Source organism: Rhizobium sp. N324 (genome assembly GCF_001664485.1).
Lineage (GTDB): Bacteria > Pseudomonadota > Alphaproteobacteria > Rhizobiales > Rhizobiaceae > Rhizobium.
Genome location: NZ_CP013631.1, coordinates 150045 through 162910, shown reverse-complemented (window position 1 = coordinate 162910; position 12866 = coordinate 150045). Strand labels below are relative to the sequence as shown.

Below are 12866 nucleotides of genomic sequence, written 5' to 3'. Positions count from 1 at the left end.
GGCTTTTTTAAAATTCTACGGCGGATAGGGCGGCCTCGGCGTCGGCGGACAGTTTGGCCTCGTCGAGACCGGGGAATTCCCCGTTCTGCCAGACGATACGGCCATTGATCATCGTCATATCGGTCGCCATCCCGATGCCGACACGGGCAATCAGGCTCAACGGATCGTGCCGCGTACCGACATAATCCATGCGACGCGTGTCGATCGCAAACAGGTCAGCGGCCATGCCGGGCGCCAGCCGGCCGAGGTCGCGCCGGCCGAGCAGGCTCGCCCCGCCCGTCGTGCCGTAGCCGAGAAAATCGACGGGGGCCGGCACGGGATGGGCGCGGCTCGAAGATACCAGGCACTGCAGCATATAGGCCGAGTGCAGGCAGTGCATCAGGTTGGAGTTGTCGTTGGAGGCGGCCCCGTCGCAGCCAAGGCCGATGCGCAGGCCGAAGGCGGCCATGGCGGGAATGTCGGTGACTTCGGCGCCGACCAGATAGACCGGCTCCGGACAGTGCGCCACGCCGGTGCCGCTGGCCGCCATCTTTCTGAGTTCGTCGTGAGTCAACTCCCAGCAATGGGCATAGAAAGCGTCGGGCCCGGCAAAGCCGAGTTCTTCCAGATAATCGACCGTGCGCATGCCATGACGAGCCTGAATGACCGGGCTTTCGCCCTCGCCGACATGGGTGTGCATCATGACGCCGCGATCGCGCGCCAATGCCACCGATTCCACGAAGGTCTCGCGATAGCAATTCACCGGCTGGCAGGGCGCGACCACGACCTGGCGCATGCTGAACGGGCTGGCATCGTGATAAGTGCCGATCAGCCGGGCGCAGTCGGCGATGAATTCGTCGGTCGTTTCCAGCATCGCGTCGGGAATGGTCGAGCCCTCCGACTTCGGCAGGGTGTTGCCGCCGCGGCCGGCATGGAAACGCATGCCGAAGAGTTCGGCTGCCTCGAACTGGCGGTCGATCAACCGCTTCCCGGCGTGGCGGGGGAAATTGTATTGGTGATCCAAGGCCGTGGTGCAGCCATGTTTGATCATCTCGGCCATCGCCGTGACGGAGGAGTGGTAAAAACACTCCTCATTGAGCTGCGAAAAGATCGGGTAGATCCGCTCCAGCCACTCGATGACCGAAAGCTTTGTCCAGTCGAGATCGACGCGATTGCGCACGAAGCATTGGAAAAAATGATGGTGGGTGTTGACGAGGCCGGGATAGACGAACCAGCCGGCGGCATCCTGAACGGTCGTGCCGGCGGGAAGCGCGTCCGCCGCCAGATTTTCACCGACCGCCACTATCGCCGGACCGTCGGTCAGGAGATCGACATGGCGACGGACGACCGGCCCCTTGCCCTCATCGACGATCACGGCTGCGCAGTTCTTCAGGAGATAGCCGGTCATGTCACACCTCGCCCGGTGCGGTATGGGGTTCCGGCTTCAATTCGTGCAGCCGGTGAATACCGGGCATTTCGATAAACCTGTCGAGCGCACGCAGGGCCCGCGACCAGAGCCGGATGGCGGGATAGGAATCCAGCGTCACGCCCCCATCGGGCGCCAGCGCCACATAGGGGAAGCAGGCGATGTCGGCAATTGTCGGCCGGTCGGCTGCGAGGAAGCGCATGCCGCAAACACCCTGCTCGACCAGTCCCGCCTCAAGCTCGCGAAGCGCGGCGATGCCCTGGGCCTGCAGCGCGCCGATATCGCCCGGCCGCACCAGCATCTCATGAAGTCGCGCGCCGCCGAGGCTTGCCGTCAGCCGGCCGGAGAACGACAGCCATTGCTGCACCTTTGCCGCTTCTTCGGCCTTGCCATTGCCAAGCCATTCGGGTGCTGCCTTGGCGGCGAGATAGACGAGGATTGCCGACGACTCGGTCAGGATCAGATCGCCATCCTCCAGGATCGGAATGGAACCTGCCGGATTGAGGGCGAGAAGCTCGGGGCCGCGATGCTCGGCGCCGGGATGGAAATCCACCGGGCGGAGTTCCAGCTTCACGCCGGTCAGCGCCGCCATCAGGCGCACCTTGTAGCAGCTGGGGGAAAGAATGTAGTCGTAGAGCTTCATTGCGCCACCAGCTGTGCGCCGTAGGTATAATTGTGACGCTTCAGCCAGCGCCGGTAAGCGATCGATGTGAGATCGGCCCGCGTCGGGATTTCCATGCCGGGATCGAGCGGCAGAAGCGGCGGGATCTGGTTTTCCAGGATCGACCGGTCCTGCAGGAAGATCGTCTGCTGGAAGTGGATGAGGTCGGTCATCGCGGTCTCGTCATCGAAAAGCGCCATCCACGGCCAGACGTCGCACAGGTCCTCGGCCAGCGGCTGAACGAAGAGCGTGATGACATCCCACTCGCTCGGGCGGGGCGGGCAGGTCTTGTAGAGCACCGAGCAGGTGGGCGCCGGCACGCGGTACATATATTCCGTCGTGATCCCGCCGCTTGCCGATTTGGCGGCCTGCGGCTGGTAAAACTTCACCTGCGTTGCCCAGACTTCGTCTTCGGCCTCGCGGATCTCGACCTTGTAGTTCTGGACCTCGGTGTGCGGCTCTGCGCCGAGAATGTCGGTGTGGACGAAGGGGAAATGGGCAATGTCGAGGAAATTCTCGACGGCGCGCAGGGGCGAGCAGCGCACGCGGACCACGCCAACGTCGACGAAACGGCGGCCGGGCTGATCGGCCTCGGGGATCGGGAAAATTTCCTTCTTCGGCTCGCCGAGCGAAGACCAGACATGGCCGTAACGTACGCGCACCGGCAGAACACGGCCGCCGCCACCCGTGACCCGCGCATTGCCATCGGCGTCGGCCGCCACGTCGATCGGCTCGCCCATCAGCGCGGTCTTGCGACCGGCGCTGTCGAGCTGGCTGAAAAGCCCAACCGGATACCATTCGTCGATCATCGCCTGCATGCTCACCGCGCGATCTCCTTTTTCTGAAGATCCTCAGCTTGGCGGCGCAGACTTTCGGCAACCCGCGAAGCGCCGATGGCCGCAGCAGGGCCAAGGTCATCCTTCAGCAGCACATGGATCAGCGTCTGCGCGTCGTCCTGGACGGATAACAGCAGACAGAGAGTGCCGGTGGATGCGTCGATCTCGACAAGACCGTCAGGGTTCGCCTTCGCGCCGGCCGCCGCTTCGATCGCGGCAGTGCCTGCAAACGCCGTCAGCGAGCGCAAGGGAATGAGGCCGTCAAGCTTCGGCGGCTTCGAAGCGGGCGTACCCACGGCCACCCAGATCACGCTGCCCGCTTCCTCGACTTCATGGGTGGCGACCCGGATGGTTTCCGGCGGCGCCAGCCCCGGATGGGCGGGAATGCGCAGACAGTTTCCGGCCTGGCCATAGCTCCAGCCGTGATAGATGCAGGAAAGCGCCTCGCCGCGCACGAAACCATGGGACAAGCGCATACCGCGGTGCGGACAGCGATCCGCCGATGCCGATATACGCCCCGAAGCGCTGCGCCAGAGGGCGATCGATCCAGATGCCGTCCGGGCGGGGATGACGGTTGCGGCCGGCAGATCCCGGGAAAGGGCGACTGGCGTCCAAAAGCCGGTCGGATCGGATGGCATGACTAGACTTCCTGAACCATACTACGTTTTGTAGAACGATACGCTCAAGGCCTCACGTTTGCATAGTTTTTTCGCATTGGCAACAATGGTTAAATAATATGCACATCGCAAAAACCGCATTTGGTGTCAGGCCGTTTTGCCGATCATCGCCGTGCGTTCTATGCTCTCGACCCATACGTCGATCGGCCCCAGTGAGCACCCCACCTCCATCATGTCGATCAAATCCTCCGGTCCTGAAAGCTCGAGTTCGATCCGCATGGAACTCGCATGAGATATGGTATGCGAGAGCCCGAGCTTGGCGGCATGGCGCCGGATCCACGGGATAAAGGACGCAGCCTTGAGATCACCGATAATCGTCATCCGCTCCTGAAGGTGGCTTGTATCTTGTCCCATGCTCGCCCTTGTTTTTCCAACACCATAGCGCCTGAATGAACTTGCGAAAGGGGTATCGTCGAATCGACGGTACCCCGTCGGGGTTTGCTCTGCAAACACCGGCGACCGTCACGATGCTCATAAGCCTTGTCGGTCGATCGAGAGGCTGGGCTTGTGATTGGTCGTTGCTGTGTTAACTAGCTGTCTTGCGATTTTCCGCGGCCACTCAAGGTCGCGAAAAACCGGTAATCAATCATTGCACGATCGGATCCCGATGAAGAATGGACAGCAGGAAAAACGTGAGATGCCGTCGTTGCCGGGTTCATCGCGGGAGCGCCAGCGGTCGCTCGCGATCGGGCTTTTGCGGGCGCGCGAAGCGGTGATGAGCCATTTCCGGCCGATCCTGGCGGCGCATGATGTAACCGAGCAGCAATGGCGGGTGATCCGTGTTCTGTCCGAAGCGGGAACGCTCGATGCAAGCGAAGTGGCGGACAAGGCCTCGATCCTGGCGCCGAGCCTGACGCGCATGATCCGCTCGCTCGAAGAGCGCGGCTTCATCACCAAACATAAGGACAAGGCCGACGGTCGGCGGGTGCTGCTGCGGATTACGCCCACGGGGCGAGCAATGGTCGACGAGGTCATGCCGGAGAGCCTGAAGGTCTATGCCGATATCGGCGCACGCTTCGGGACGCAGCGGGTCGAGCAGCTGCTGGACATGCTGGACGAGCTGACGGCGCTGAGGCTCGAAGGCGCGACCGGCGGGGAGGAGTGACGGCTTTCCGCCCCAATACAAAGCCTCTTGATTAATGTGTTAAATATTTAATTGACGGCCAACCCGGCCTGCGGCAGTCTTCAGTTGTGTAGACACTGTTGGGAGGCAGAGTTGGACCTGTTGCAGAACCGCAGCCTCGTCGATCGCGCCTGGTCGCCGACGCCTTACGATCAATGGTCGGATGACCTTCACAATATCTGCGGGAATTTCAACGCGCACACGATGCAGCGCGGCGACAAGGTGACCGGCACGGCAAGCCGCATCGACGTCTGCGGCATGGAATTTGCCCACGTCTCTAACGATCTCGATTATGTCCATCGCGGCTGGGACGATATTCGCCGCGATGCCCACGAACATCTGTTCCTGATCCTGCAGCTCGAGGGAGCCTGCGGCGTAGAGCATTCCGGCCAGCAGAACATTCTCGATGTCGGCGAATGTATTCTGGTCGATTCCACGCGACCGACCACCTTCTATTTCCGCGGTCACTTCTCCAATCATCTGTCCCTGCATTTGCCGCGGCAATTGATGTATTCGGGCAGCAAGGTGAATTTCGACGTGGCCCGCAAGCTTGCGGCCGACGATCCGATGACGATGATGCTGCGTGCGCTGATCGCCAAGATGATGACGACGCCGGAAAGCGAGGCGGCCTCACCGCATCTGCGTCAGCTGATGTTCGACACGACGCGCCAGGCATTTCTGTCGACCGACATCCAGACGGCAAGCCTGACTTCCTTGCATGACAGTGCCGGCAGGCGCCTGCAGATGGTCGATATTCTGATCGACAAACACCTGACCGAGAGCGATCTCAGCGCCAAATGGCTGGCGACGAGGCTCGGCGTTTCGATCCGCACGCTGCAGCAGGACTTCCAGGGACTAGGCATGACCTGCACCACCGTCATCCGCGACAAACGCCTGCGCTTTGCACGCGAAAAGATCGAGCAGCTCAAAGAGCAGCGCAACGTCGGAACGATCGCCGAAGTCGCCTATTCCGCCGGCTTCAATGACATTTCCTATTTCAACCGCAGCTTCAAGGAACTGTTCGATTGTGCGCCGAGCGAGCTGCTGCGCGCCGGCGAACCGGTGCCAAAGATGGTCTGACGCGCAATTTGCGCTTCCGTCCAAGACGAGGTGCGTTTCTCCCCAAGACGGTTTTTCCAGCGAAAGTCATAGTCCTCCCTAATCTCACGGGAGGAGAATATCGTGAAGCAGTCTACCCTGCTCATCGGTGGCGAAACTGTCGCCACCGCCCATCATGCGCCGGTTGCCAATCCGTCGAACGGCGAAATCGTCGGCTATATGCCGCTTGCCGGAGAAACCGATCTCGACCGGGCCGTTGCCGCCGCCGCGGCGGCCTTCAAAAGCTGGTCGCAGACCTCGAATGAAGAACGCGCCGCGGCCTGCCGGGCCATTGCCGAGAAGATTGCCGAGCACGCCGAAGAACTGGCGCAGATCCTGACCCGGGAGCAGGGCAAGCCGCTCAACGGTCTAGGATCGCGCTTCGAAATCGGCGCAGCACTTGCCTGGACGCGCCATACGGCCGATCTCGACCTGCCGGTCGAGATCCTCCAGGATGACGCCGAAGGACGTGTCGAGCTGCACCGCAAGCCGATCGGCGTCGTCGGTTCGATCACGCCCTGGAACTGGCCCGTCATGATTGCCTGCTGGCACATCGTGCCGGCGCTGCGGGCCGGCAATACCGTCGTCATCAAGCCGTCGCCCCTGACGCCGCTCTCGACCATCCGTCTCGTCGAGATCATCAACACGGTGCTGCCGGCCGGCGTCGTCAATGTGATTACCGGCGAAAACAGCATCGGTGCGGCGCTTTCCGCCCATCCAGGCATTGCCAAGATGACCTTCACCGGCTCGACCGAAACCGGCAAGAAGATCATGGCCTCGGCGGTGGCCACCCTGAAGCGGCTGACGCTGGAGCTTGGCGGCAACGATGCGGGGATCGTGCTGCCCGACGTCGATCCGAAAGCCATCGCCGAGGGCCTGTTCTGGGGCGCCTTCATCAACAACGGCCAGACCTGCGCGGCGCTGAAACGCCTCTATGTGCATGACAGCATCTATGAAGAGGTCTGCGCGGCCCTTGCAGATTATGCCGGCAAGATCACCATTGGCGACGGCCTGGATGAGGCAAGCATCCTCGGTCCGATACAAAACGAATTGCAGTTCAACAAGGTGCGCGAGCTCGTCGACGACGCGCGCGCAAAGGGCGGCCGCATCCTGACCGGCGGCGCGCCGCTGGACCGGCCGGGCTATTTCTACCCGATCACCCTCGTTGCCGATGTCGACCATGGTGTCCGGCTAGTCGATGAGGAGCAGTTCGGACCGGCCCTGCCGATCATCCGCTACAGCGATCTCGACGAGGTCATCGCCCACGCCAACCAGAATCCGGCCGGTCTCGGCGGCTCGGTCTGGTCTGCCGATGTCGAGAAGGCGAAGCGCTATGCCATGCAGCTCGAATGCGGTTCGGTCTGGATCAACAAACATGGCGCGATCCAGCCAAACGCACCTTTCGGGGGCGTCAAACAATCCGGCATCGGCGTCGAATTCGGCGCCGATGGGCTGAAGGAATTCACGACGATCCAGACGGTGTTGAGCTGAGCCATGACGACTTACGATTACATCATCGTCGGTGGCGGATCCTCGGGCTGCGTGCTGGCCAACCGCCTGTCGGAAAACCCAGCGCACAAGGTGCTCCTGATCGAATCCGGCCGCCGCGACGCCGATCCGTGGATCCATATCCCCGCGACCTTTTTCAAGGTGCTGGGCAAGGGGATCGATATCCATCCCTATGCATCGAACCCGGACAAAGGCCTGAACGGCCGGCCGAGCATCGTGCCGCAGGGCAATGTGCTCGGCGGCGGCAGCTCGGTCAACGCGATGATCTATATTCGCGGCCATCGCAACGACTACGACACCTGGTCGCAGATGGGCTGCCACGGCTGGTCTTATGACGACGTGCTTCCGGCCTTCCGTTCGTTGGAGCACAATGAGCGTCTGAACGGCCAATTCCACGGCAGGAAGGGTGGCTTGCATGTCTCCGACCCGCGCCACCGGCATCCGCTGAGCGAGGCCTTCGTCAAGGCGGCGACCGAAATCGGCATTCCCCACAATGACGATTTCAACGGCGCCGATCAGGCGGGGGTCGGCTTCTATCAGAGCACCACCCATGGCGGCCGGCGCTGGAGCTCGGCTCAGGCCTTTCTGCGCGAGGCGGAGAAGCGGCCGAATCTCACCGTGCTGACCGAGCGCAAGGTGGCGCGCCTGCTGTTCGAGGGGCAGAGGGCGACCGGCGTGGAACTGCTCGATGGTGCGACCTTCAGGGCGTCGCGCGAAATCGCGCTCACCGCAGGCGCCATCGCCACGCCGAAGATCCTGCAATTGTCGGGGATCGGCGATGGTGCGCATCTTGCCGCGCTGGGCATCCCGGTGATCGCCGATCTGCCGGGGGTCGGCGCCAATTATCAGGATCATCTCGAAGTGCCGGTACAAGGCGAGACGCGCGAGCCGATCTCGATCCTCGGCCACGACAGGGGCCTGCGGGCCGCCGGCCATATGCTGCGCTATCTCACCTCGCATCGCGGGCTGCTGTCGTCCAATGTCGTCGAATGCGGCGGCTTCGTCGATACCGCAGGCACCGGCCAGCCGGATGTGCAGTTCCATGTGCTGCCGGTGCTGATCGGCTTCGTCGACCGCGAAGCGGAGCCCGGCCACGGCCTCAGCATCGGGCCGTGTTACCTCCGGCCGCGGTCGCGCGGCTGGATCAGGCTGAAAAGCGCCGATCCCAGCGAGCAGACCGATTTCACCGCCAATCTGCTGTCTGATCCCGCCGATATCGAGACACTGGTGCGCGGTGTCGAAACGGCAATCCGCATCCTCGATGCCCCGGCGCTCGCCAAGCTGGTCAAGCGCCGCGTGCTGCCGAAACCCGGCGTCGAGAAAGATCCGGAGGCCCTGCGCGACTACATCAGGCAATCGGCCAAGACCGTCTTCCATCCGGCGGGAACGGCGCGCATGGGCCGCGCTGATGATCGCATGGCGGTCGTCGGATCGGATCTCAAGGTGCGCGGCGTCGAGGGGCTGCGCGTCTGCGACGCCTCGGTGATGCCGACGCTGGTGTCGGGCAATACCAACGCGCCGACGATGATGATTGCGGCAAAGGCTGCCGCGTTCATGACAGGAAAGACGATTTCCGGCTGAGCCCGAAATCCCAATCGCACGACCCCGTGGGGAGCGGGGCAACAACTGGAGGAGACAATGCCTATCAATTTAAGAGGGCTGACAATCGGCCTTTTGCTGACGCTCGTTTCGGCGTGCAGCGCCCATGCGGCCGCATCCTGCGGCGACAATAGCGGCAAGCCGGCAACCGGCGAGCCGATCGTGATCGGCGCCATCACCGGCAAGACCGGGCCGGACGATTTCTCGAATTCGACCAAGGCTGCCAAGGCTTATTTCGACTGCCTCAATGCCAATGGCGGCATCAAGGGGCGACCGGTCAAATATCTGGTCGAGGACGACCAGTGGAATCCGGAGATCGCCGCGCAGCTTGCGGCCAAGCTCGTCAATGACGAGAAGGCCGTGCTGATGGTCGGCAATTCGAGTTTCGTCGAATGCGGCGCCAATGCCGATTTCTACAAGAAATCCGGCATTCTCGTCGTCGCCGGCGTCGGCGTCCCCCGCGAATGCTTCTTCGCGGCAAATTACGCGCCCACCAATGCCGGTCCGCGCGTCTCCATGCTCGGCGCCATGGGTTATGCGCTCGATCATCTGAACGCGAAGTCGGTGGTCTGCATCGGCCCGAACATCCCGAACGTCGGCACCTGGTCCTGCGACGGGATCATCCAGCTCGCCAAGGAAAAGGGCCTGAAGGCCGAGACGATCCTGATGGACCCCGGTACCGCCGATTCCACGTCGACCATCCTGCAGGCGGCGGCTTCCAAGCCCGACGTGATTATTCTCGGCCTGCCCAAGGGTGTGACGGTACCGCTCTTGACCGCCGCCGAGGAGCAGGGGCTGAACCAGAGCATCAAGTTCCTCAGCGCTGCCTCTGCCTATGATCTCTCCGTGCCCGGCACGATCGGCGCCGGCTGGGATGGCAATTTCATCGTCAACATGGAGTTCAACGATCTCGAAGCGACGACGCCCGATAACCAGAACTGGCTCGCCGTCATGGATCAGTACGGTCAGAAATCCGATCCGCGCGATACCTTCGCCCAGGCCGGCTATCTCGCGGCAAGGATCGCCGAAACGGCGCTGATGACGCTCGATCCCGCCAACATCAATCGCGAGACGGCTTCGGCCGCCGTGCGGGGGATCAAGGGCTTCAAGAGCGATATCTTCTGCGCGCCCTGGTATTTCGGTGACGGCCAGACCCGCCACAACGCCAATTCGACGACGCGCATGGCCGTCAGCGAGGGCGGCAAGTGGAAAGTCGTCTCCGACTGCGCGCCGTCGCCGGATCCTGAGCTGAAGGACATCCGCGCCTTCGAAAAGTCCGCCGGTCTCAACTGAGCCTGCGTCTGCCATCATGCTCCGCGGCATCACCCGCGGAGCATGATGAGTCCCAGAGGATCGCCCATGAACATTCTTCCTTTCATCATTTCGGGGCTCGGGATCGGAGCGGTCTATGCCCTGTCGGGCGTCGGCCTCGTCGTGCTGTTTCGCGCGACTGGCGTTCTCAATTTCGCTTTCGGCGCCTTCGGCGCGATCGGCGCACATTGCGCCTGGCAGCTGCTCGAATGGAAGATGCCGCTCGGCGTCGCCATCCTTGCCGCCGTTGCCGTCTCGACGGCGATCAGTTTCCTCTATGGCCGGGTCTTCGCGCCGATGCTGTCGCATCGCGACACCGTCGTGCGCGCCGTCGGCACGCTAGCGCCGGCGCTCGTCCTGATCGCGGTCATGGGCGTCACCTGGGCCGAGCTTCCGCGCCGCCTGCAATTTCCGACCGACCAGATGTTTGTGTCGCTCTTTGCCGTGCGCCTCACCTACACCCGTATCATCGCCCTTCTTCTTGCCGTCGCCATGGTCGTCGCGATCACCTTGCTGCTTTCTCGCACGCGGCTTGGCCTCGACATGCGCGCACTTGCCAATGATCGCGATCTCAGCGCTGTGCTCGGCGTACGCGTCCTCCATACCGAGACGGCCGCCTGGATCATCACCGGTATCTTCTCAGGCCTGGCCGGCCTGTTGCTGGCCGATCTCGTGCGCCTGCAGGGCACGTTTTTAACGCTATTGGTGATCCCGGCCATCGCCGCGGCGATCCTCGGCCAGTTGCGCTCGCTGTGGGAAACGGCGGTCGCCGGCATCCTGATCGGCATTGCCGAGGCGGCACTGACGCCGATTGCCTGGATCTCGCCTTACCGGGCGGCGGCACCTTTCATCATCGCGCTCGCCGCCGTCACGATCCTGGGAGGCACGGCGAAGGCCGCGTTGAAAGACCGATGAGCGTTCAGCCGCAAACAATCGTCTCCAAGGCCGAAGGCCTGTCGATGCGCCTGCCGAAGCAGCTTCTGCATGTTCCCGTGACGATGGCGCTCTTCGCGGCCATGGTCGCTTTTCTTGCCAATTCCTTCTGGCTTTCGGCGGCAACCTCGGCCGTTGCGCTGTCGCTGTCGGTTGCCGGTCTTTCCATTCTCTATGGTCAACTCGGCCTGGTTTCGCTCTGCCAGTTCGCCCTCGTCGGCGTCGGCGGCTGGGTGACGCTGCGCGTCGGCCACGCCTTTCATCCACCCTTCGAAGTGAGCCTGCTTGCCGGCGGCATCGTCGCCTCCGTGGTGGGATTGGCCTTCGGCGTACCCGCGCTCAGGCTGCGCGGCCTTTATCTCGCACTCGTGACGCTGATGCTCGCCGGCGCCTTCCAGATCGTCATCAGCGCCTGGGGTTTCCCCGATGGCGGTCCCGGTTTTCTCGGCCGGGCCGACGGTTCGGGCCGCGAGATGCTGGCAAGGCCTGCAATGGCCGGCGGCGAGATTGCCTATTTCCTCTATGTCTGCGCGGCAGCGGCGATCGGTCTTTTGATCGCGCAATGGCATAAGCTTGCGCGTCCCGGCAGGGCCTGGGCGCTGATCCGCAAGGGCGAGACCGTCGCCGTCGCCAGCGGCGTCAACGTGCTGGTCTACAAGGCCTGGGCCTTTGCGCTCAGCGGCTTGCTCGCCGGCCTTGCCGGCGGGTTGCTAGCCGGCAATGTCGGCCAGCTGGACGGGCGCGCCTTCGGCGCATTCGAGAGCCTCAATCTCTTCGCGCTCGCCATCGTTGGCGGCGTCTTCAACTGGTATGGCGCGCTGATCGCCGGCCTGCTGCTGCGGGCGGTGCCTGCGCTGCTCACCGATCTCGGCATCGACGGCTACGTCACGATCGGCATTTTCGGCGTCGCGCTGTTCCATGCACTGGCAACGGCGCCGGCCGGCATAGCCGGCCAGATCGCGGCATTGATCGCCCGTCTGAACAGCAGCCTATCGAAGGGGAGGGGACGATGATCACTATCGACAATCTCGTCGTTCAGTTCGGCGGCGTCAGGCCGATCAACGAACTCAGCGCCGTGCTGACGGCGCCGGTGGCGGGCCTCATCGGCCCGAATGGAGCCGGCAAGACGACATTGCTCAACGTGCTCTCCGGCTTCGTCCGGCCGGTTCAAGGGACCGTGTCGCTCGGCGCTCAGGCGCTGTTGCCGATGACACCGCTGCAGCGCGTGCGCGCCGGCCTGCGCCGCTCGTTCCAGACCGAACAGGTCGTTGAAGACCTGACCATTGCCGGCAATATCGCCGCGATTGCCGATCACGTCGTCGGCGCTACGCATCGTCCCGAAGCGGTGGATGAGGCTCTTGCCTTCGTTGGCCTGGCCGCGGCTGCCGACCGGCTGGGGCAATCGCTCAATCTTTTCCAGCGCCGCCTAGTCGAGCTGGCGAAATGCGTCGTCGGTAAACCGAAGCTCATCCTGCTGGACGAACCGGCTGCCGGCCTGACCGAGGAGGAGGGAAAGGCGTTCCGCGAACTGGTGCTGCGCATCCCGGCCGAATTCCGCGCGCAGGTTCTGGTCATTGATCACGACGTCGAGCTCATTCGCTCCATGTGCAGCGAAACCATGGTGCTCGACTACGGCAAGCTGCTGGCGCTCGGCCCGACGCAGACCGTGCTTGCCGATCCGAACGTGCGGCGCGCCTATCTGGGGGAGTTCTGA

13 protein-coding genes are annotated in these 12866 nt (G+C 63.1%); 8 read left to right on the top strand and 5 right to left on the bottom strand.

Annotated features, from left to right (window positions below; genetic code table 11):
* Nucleotides 1–7 precede the first annotated feature (7 nt).
* The 5 genes from AMK05_RS23060 to AMK05_RS23040 all read right to left on the bottom strand — a co-directional run bounded on the left by AMK05_RS23060 (nucleotide 8) and on the right by AMK05_RS23040 (nucleotide 3933).
* Nucleotides 8–1387, bottom strand: coding sequence for an amidohydrolase (locus AMK05_RS23060; protein WP_064841634.1), 1380 nt, complete (start codon nucleotides 1385–1387; stop codon nucleotides 8–10).
* Nucleotide 1388: 1 nt separating this feature from the next.
* Nucleotides 1389–2048, bottom strand: coding sequence for a glutathione S-transferase family protein (locus AMK05_RS23055; protein ID WP_064841633.1), 660 nt, complete (start codon nucleotides 2046–2048; stop codon nucleotides 1389–1391).
* The gene (locus AMK05_RS23050; protein WP_064841632.1) at nucleotides 2045–2890 is read right to left on the bottom strand and encodes an aromatic ring-hydroxylating oxygenase subunit alpha; all 846 of its coding nucleotides are present in this window, start codon (nucleotides 2888–2890) and stop codon (nucleotides 2045–2047) included. The genes AMK05_RS23055 and AMK05_RS23050 overlap by 4 nt, the downstream gene beginning before the upstream one ends.
* Nucleotides 2887–3540: a Rieske 2Fe-2S domain-containing protein gene (locus AMK05_RS23045; RefSeq protein ID WP_064841631.1), complete on the bottom strand. Its 654-nt coding sequence runs from the start codon at nucleotides 3538–3540 to the stop codon at nucleotides 2887–2889. Before AMK05_RS23045 ends, AMK05_RS23050 begins: the two co-directional genes overlap by 4 nt.
* Nucleotides 3541–3666: 126 nt before the next feature.
* Nucleotides 3667–3933: a hypothetical protein gene (locus tag AMK05_RS23040; RefSeq protein ID WP_064841630.1), complete on the bottom strand. Its 267-nt coding sequence runs from the start codon at nucleotides 3931–3933 to the stop codon at nucleotides 3667–3669.
* A 283-nt stretch (nucleotides 3934–4216) separates the two neighbouring features.
* Here AMK05_RS23040 and hpaR point away from each other — a divergent pair, with 283 nt between their 5' ends.
* The 8 genes from hpaR to AMK05_RS23000 all read left to right on the top strand — a co-directional run bounded on the left by hpaR (nucleotide 4217) and on the right by AMK05_RS23000 (nucleotide 12866).
* Nucleotides 4217–4684 carry a homoprotocatechuate degradation operon regulator HpaR gene (gene hpaR, locus AMK05_RS23035; protein WP_237352225.1) on the top strand — a complete coding sequence of 156 codons (468 nt, stop codon included), beginning with the start codon at nucleotides 4217–4219 and terminating at the stop codon, nucleotides 4682–4684.
* 111 nt (nucleotides 4685–4795) lie between these two features.
* Nucleotides 4796–5782, top strand: a complete 987-nt coding sequence (locus tag AMK05_RS23030; protein ID WP_064841628.1) for a helix-turn-helix domain-containing protein — start codon at nucleotides 4796–4798, stop codon at nucleotides 5780–5782.
* A gap of 102 nt (nucleotides 5783–5884) precedes the next feature.
* A complete protein-coding gene (locus tag AMK05_RS23025; protein ID WP_064841627.1) occupies nucleotides 5885–7291 on the top strand; it encodes an aldehyde dehydrogenase family protein in 1407 nt (468 codons plus the stop codon).
* A gap of 3 nt (nucleotides 7292–7294) precedes the next feature.
* On the top strand, nucleotides 7295–8890 hold the full coding sequence (locus tag AMK05_RS23020) for a GMC family oxidoreductase (RefSeq protein ID WP_064841626.1): 1596 nt from the start codon (nucleotides 7295–7297) through the stop codon (nucleotides 8888–8890).
* Nucleotides 8891–8947: 57 nt separating this feature from the next.
* Nucleotides 8948–10201, top strand: a complete 1254-nt coding sequence (locus AMK05_RS23015) for an ABC transporter substrate-binding protein (RefSeq protein ID WP_064841625.1) — start codon at nucleotides 8948–8950, stop codon at nucleotides 10199–10201.
* Nucleotides 10202–10267: 66 nt separating this feature from the next.
* Nucleotides 10268–11134: a branched-chain amino acid ABC transporter permease gene (locus AMK05_RS23010; RefSeq protein ID WP_064841624.1), complete on the top strand. Its 867-nt coding sequence runs from the start codon at nucleotides 10268–10270 to the stop codon at nucleotides 11132–11134.
* Nucleotides 11131–12165 carry a branched-chain amino acid ABC transporter permease gene (locus AMK05_RS23005; RefSeq protein ID WP_064841623.1) on the top strand — a complete coding sequence of 345 codons (1035 nt, stop codon included), beginning with the start codon at nucleotides 11131–11133 and terminating at the stop codon, nucleotides 12163–12165. The genes AMK05_RS23010 and AMK05_RS23005 overlap by 4 nt, the downstream gene beginning before the upstream one ends.
* Nucleotides 12162–12866, top strand: a complete 705-nt coding sequence (locus AMK05_RS23000; RefSeq protein WP_064841622.1) for an ABC transporter ATP-binding protein — start codon at nucleotides 12162–12164, stop codon at nucleotides 12864–12866. Before AMK05_RS23005 ends, AMK05_RS23000 begins: the two co-directional genes overlap by 4 nt.

Excerpts from the sequence above, each read along its gene's own strand:
- AMK05_RS23055 (WP_064841633.1), bottom strand. The coding sequence starts at position 2,048 with ATGAAGCTCTACGACTACATTCTTTCCCCCAGCTGCTACAAGGTGCGC.
- AMK05_RS23040 (WP_064841630.1), bottom strand. The coding sequence starts at position 3,933 with ATGGGACAAGATACAAGCCACCTTCAGGAGCGGATGACGATTATCGGT.
- hpaR (WP_237352225.1), top strand. The coding sequence starts at position 4,217 with ATGCCGTCGTTGCCGGGTTCATCGCGGGAGCGCCAGCGGTCGCTCGCG.
- AMK05_RS23060 (WP_064841634.1), bottom strand. The coding sequence starts at position 1,387 with ATGACCGGCTATCTCCTGAAGAACTGCGCAGCCGTGATCGTCGATGAG.
- AMK05_RS23015 (WP_064841625.1), top strand. The coding sequence starts at position 8,948 with ATGCCTATCAATTTAAGAGGGCTGACAATCGGCCTTTTGCTGACGCTC.
- AMK05_RS23010 (WP_064841624.1), top strand. The coding sequence starts at position 10,268 with ATGAACATTCTTCCTTTCATCATTTCGGGGCTCGGGATCGGAGCGGTC.
- AMK05_RS23005 (WP_064841623.1), top strand. The coding sequence starts at position 11,131 with ATGAGCGTTCAGCCGCAAACAATCGTCTCCAAGGCCGAAGGCCTGTCG.
- AMK05_RS23000 (WP_064841622.1), top strand. The coding sequence starts at position 12,162 with ATGATCACTATCGACAATCTCGTCGTTCAGTTCGGCGGCGTCAGGCCG.
- AMK05_RS23045 (WP_064841631.1), bottom strand. The coding sequence starts at position 3,540 with ATGCCATCCGATCCGACCGGCTTTTGGACGCCAGTCGCCCTTTCCCGG.
- AMK05_RS23020 (WP_064841626.1), top strand. The coding sequence starts at position 7,295 with ATGACGACTTACGATTACATCATCGTCGGTGGCGGATCCTCGGGCTGC.